This is a genomic window from Okeania sp. SIO2F4 (assembly GCF_010672385.1).
Lineage (GTDB): Bacteria > Cyanobacteriota > Cyanobacteriia > Cyanobacteriales > Microcoleaceae > Trichodesmium.
Map to the genome: position 1 here is coordinate 1 of NZ_JAAHGT010000921.1, position 3,838 is coordinate 3,838.

At 33.8% G+C, this 3,838-nt stretch carries 4 protein-coding genes; 1 reads left to right on the forward strand and 3 read right to left on the reverse strand.

The window, feature by feature from the left end:
* Positions 1–899 precede the first annotated feature (899 nt).
* Positions 900–1,466: a fasciclin domain-containing protein gene (locus tag F6K22_RS34970; RefSeq protein ID WP_293109056.1), complete on the reverse strand. Its 567-nt coding sequence runs from the start codon at positions 1,464–1,466 to the stop codon at positions 900–902.
* Between the two features lie 287 nt (positions 1,467–1,753).
* Here F6K22_RS34970 and F6K22_RS42695 point away from each other — a divergent pair, with 287 nt between their 5' ends.
* Complete coding sequence (locus F6K22_RS42695) at positions 1,754–1,834, forward strand: DUF4896 domain-containing protein (protein WP_363275101.1); 81 nt, start codon at positions 1,754–1,756, stop codon at positions 1,832–1,834.
* 82 nt (positions 1,835–1,916) lie between these two features.
* On the opposite strand, the gene F6K22_RS34975 is transcribed toward F6K22_RS42695, so the two are convergent.
* Both F6K22_RS34975 and F6K22_RS34980 read right to left on the reverse strand, forming a co-directional pair.
* On the reverse strand, positions 1,917–2,486 hold the full coding sequence (locus F6K22_RS34975; protein ID WP_293109059.1) for a fasciclin domain-containing protein: 570 nt from the start codon (positions 2,484–2,486) through the stop codon (positions 1,917–1,919).
* 117 nt (positions 2,487–2,603) lie between these two features.
* Entirely contained in the window at positions 2,604–3,419 is an 816-nt protein-coding gene (locus F6K22_RS34980) for an MBL fold metallo-hydrolase (protein WP_293109062.1), read from the reverse strand.
* Positions 3,420–3,838: the final 419 nt, after the last annotated feature.

The window sequence follows — 3,838 nt, forward strand, 5'->3', positions numbered from 1 at the left end:
AATCAGCAAACCCTATTTATAATTAAAATAAGAGAGTAGGGAGTTGAATATTTATAATTTGTATCTAGATTATGCAACCCCTTAATACTATTTGGTTAAGAATTTTTTGGCGTTGCACAATCAGGAATGATGAAGTCTGAAAGTAGATATTTTTAGATAATTCTTTTCTTCATATATGTACAATTTAAAATCTATTATCATTCTTTAATGTGCAACCCCAAGTTTTGTTTGATTTGAGCCGTATTAGGCGACAATATTAAATCTGCTTATCAATCAAGAGGTACTTTTTCGCGCCTCCTAAATTATTCTACCTTCTATAGTCATAAGAAATAATTCGTGAAAACAAAGACTTTAGGGGTTTGGTCTCCAAACCCAAGCAAAAATGGGATTTGGAGACCAAACCCCTACGATAAAATGTTACAACCTATGGGCGGATTGCTATACCTTCTGCCTTATTCTCATAAACCAGATTTATATAAATATCTAAAATAAATATAGATAAAAACCTCATTCTGAATTTATAAATGGGGTAGATTCTTATGTTTTGCTAGATATAATATAGTAATCGAAATAAAGGTTAGCATATTTCTCAATTCTCAAACTCAGTATATAGATTTTTTTGACTATTGCATAAACGACTTTTGCCTTACACTTTATAGTATATAACTCCTTCCTTTAATTCTATAATACTTACTAAAAAACCCCATTCTTACTCTACTTCTGAAATGAGGTATGTTCAAATATTTCTATCTTTTGATAGCGATCGCTAATAATAGAATACTATATAGCAATCGAAGTATAGTTTAGGAAATTTCTAAATCCTGAAACTTTTTGAAAGTCTGCTGTTTCGTGTTCCCTGTTCCCTGTTCTCTATTGCCTATTCCCTAGGGCTATACTAATTATCTGGATGGTAGAATTACAGAATCTATAACATGAATTACACCATTAGTTGCAGGTACATCTGGAATAATTACATTAGCGTCATCAACCTTTACACCTGCATTGGAAACTTTAACGTAGATATCATCACCTTCAATAGTTCTTACCTTTCCAGATTCTAAATCCCCAGATGTTACCTTACCAAAAACTACATGATAAGTGAGAATCTTGATTAGTTCGTCTTTGTTTTCTGGAAGTAATAAATCTTCTACTAATCCTGGAGGTAAAGCTGCAAATGCTTCATCAGTAGGTGCAAATACTGTAAAAGGGCCTTCTCCTTGAAGCACTTCTACTAAATCAGCAGCTTGTAGGGCAGCAGCTAAAGTATTGAATTCACCTGCTTCTACTGCAGTTGAGACAATATCTTGAGCATAAGCAATTAGTACAGGTTGATTAACTACTTGCTGATTAGCTACTGCGGGTAGACTATAAAAGGCGCTAGCAAAGATTAGCCCTAAAGTAACACAGATTAATCCTAGGATATTGATGGACTTTTTGAAGAGAGTCAGAAGATTTTGGGTATTCATGTTTTCCCAATTTCATTAACTACATTATCAACAGTAGTACAAAACTGGAACTTATCTTAAAAATATTTCAAATAGGGAATAGGGAATAGGGAATAGGGAATAGGGAATAGTTGAAAAAACATTTCCGCTATCTCAGATTCATTATAAGTCTATGTCCTAACTAATTCTTTCTTCGCTATAGAAGTACGCAAATAGACGAGGACATTTATAGGAATTACCTCTGTATGTCGCCAATCCAAAGGTTACCGAAAAATTAAGGTTTAAAGCCTTCTATTTCAAGAGAAACAATGAATTTATTTTCCTTTTATTCAATCCTCTTCCTTTTAGGTAGAGGTAATTATCAATTATCCATTATTGAACCTATCTGACTTAATTAAAAAACCCATTCATAAGTAAAGTAAGAATGGGGTTAATCCACATATTTCCAATAAACGGTATAAAGCTAATTAATTACTCAGGTAGAATTACTGTATCAATTACATGAATTACACCATTACTTGCAGGTACATCTGCTTTAACTACTTTAGCATTTCCAACTTTCACACCTGCATTAGAAACTTCAACGTTTACTTTACTACCTTCGACAGTTTTTACCTTTCCAGATTCGAGGTCGCCAGACATTACCTTACCGGGAACTACATGATAAGTCAGAATTTTTACCAGTTTATCTTTGTTTTCTGGTAACAATAAATTTTCTACTAATCCTGGTGGTAAAGCTTCAAATGCTTCGTCAGTAGGAGCAAATACCGTAAATGGACCTTCTCCTTGTAGCACTTCTACTAAACCAGCAGCTTTTAATGCAGCAGCTAAAGTCTTAAATTGACCATCAGCAGCAGCAGTTGCCACAATATCCTGAGAGTTAGAGTCAGCAATTTGTAAAGGTTGATTAACTACTGCCTGAGTGGAAGATTTTTGAGAGAAGTTTGCTACTGCAGGTAGACCGAAGCTAGCACTAACACCTACTAATCCTAAGATAGCGATCGCTTTTTTCACGAGAGTTAAACTATTTTGGTTATTCATACTTAATTCCTCTCTGCTTTTATTAAAAAATGTAAACTTAATTTACATATCGTAGCAATTTTTTGATAAATGTCAACCTCACCTACATATAAATACTTAAAATTTAATTTTCTATTTTTAATTACTTCCCAGAGAATTCGGAGATAACTGGTCAAATCTATAACTTAAGACTTCTATTAATAAACCTTCCTGGGGTAAATCAGATTGAGCAATGGAAATCCTGTCCTGATTTACAACTCTGACTGGACTTCCTTCCATTACACTGAGAAAATCTTCTAAGGGAGCAATCTCACAACTACTTTCATCAGCAGCTTCAGTTTTGTAGTGAGTGGGAATGACAATTCTAGGTTTTAGCACTTCCAATACCTGTTTTGCTTCCAAGGGGGTGTAAGCTTTTGGGCCACCACCTACAGGAATTAGTAGCAAATCTGGACGACCAATCAAAATCCGCTCTTCTATACCAATTGGACTAGCTAATCCCCCTAAATGCAAAATCTTAATTCCTGCTTGTTGCCATAACCAAGCGACATTAGTGCCGAATCTGCGTCCACCTTCTCTATCTTTAGCGGTGCGAATTCCTTGAATTTGTCTACCATTAACTTGATAAACTCCAGATTCATATAACAACATTGGTGGGGGATTACTTGTAAAACCTTCTACCACTCCTTCATCTAATAATCTACTACTAATTAAGATTAAATCTGTGTCTACTTTGGGGTCTCGATATCCAGCAGTACAACCTATTTGGCGAAAAGGATTTACTAATACTTTGCTACCTCCACCTTCAAATAAAAAGCAAGTATGTCCTAACCATGTAATAGTTAAAGATTCTCCTGTTTGTGCCTGGGAGTGGTGAAATTTAGATGTTAAACCTGTTCCGATTACAGCTAATAAAGTTGTCTGTAGATAACGTATAAATTTTCGCCGTTTCATCTTAATTTGTTTGACTTTGAGTTTCAGATTATATTTCTCTTTTTAATACTATACATCTCTGTTAGAGTTGTGGGAATACTTTTTTTTAGGTAAGGAATGAAAAAGAGAAGAAAACGAAGGATAAATCGAGAAAAAAAATTATATAGATAAGTGACTTATAGGATAAGATAAACTCCTTGTTACTCAGCGAAAATTTAGAGCTGTTCCTTGTGGTACTATTTTTTTTGATAATTACTAGAAGAAGTAAGAGAGTCAAAAGTAGAATAAATCCAGAAAAAAATTATACAGATAAATAACTTCTAGGATAAGAAAAACTCCTGATTACTCGACAAAAATTTAGAGCTGTTCCTTGTGGTACTATTCTTTTTGATAATTACTAGAAAAACCAAGATACTCAAAAGTAGAATCAATCCAGAAAT

Excerpts from the sequence above, each read along its gene's own strand:
- F6K22_RS34970 (WP_293109056.1), bottom strand. The coding sequence starts at position 1,466 with ATGAATACCCAAAATCTTCTGACTCTCTTCAAAAAGTCCATCAATATC.
- F6K22_RS42695 (WP_363275101.1), top strand. The coding sequence starts at position 1,754 with ATGAATTTATTTTCCTTTTATTCAATCCTCTTCCTTTTAGGTAGAGGT.
- F6K22_RS34975 (WP_293109059.1), bottom strand. The coding sequence starts at position 2,486 with ATGAATAACCAAAATAGTTTAACTCTCGTGAAAAAAGCGATCGCTATC.
- F6K22_RS34980 (WP_293109062.1), bottom strand. The coding sequence starts at position 3,419 with ATGAAACGGCGAAAATTTATACGTTATCTACAGACAACTTTATTAGCT.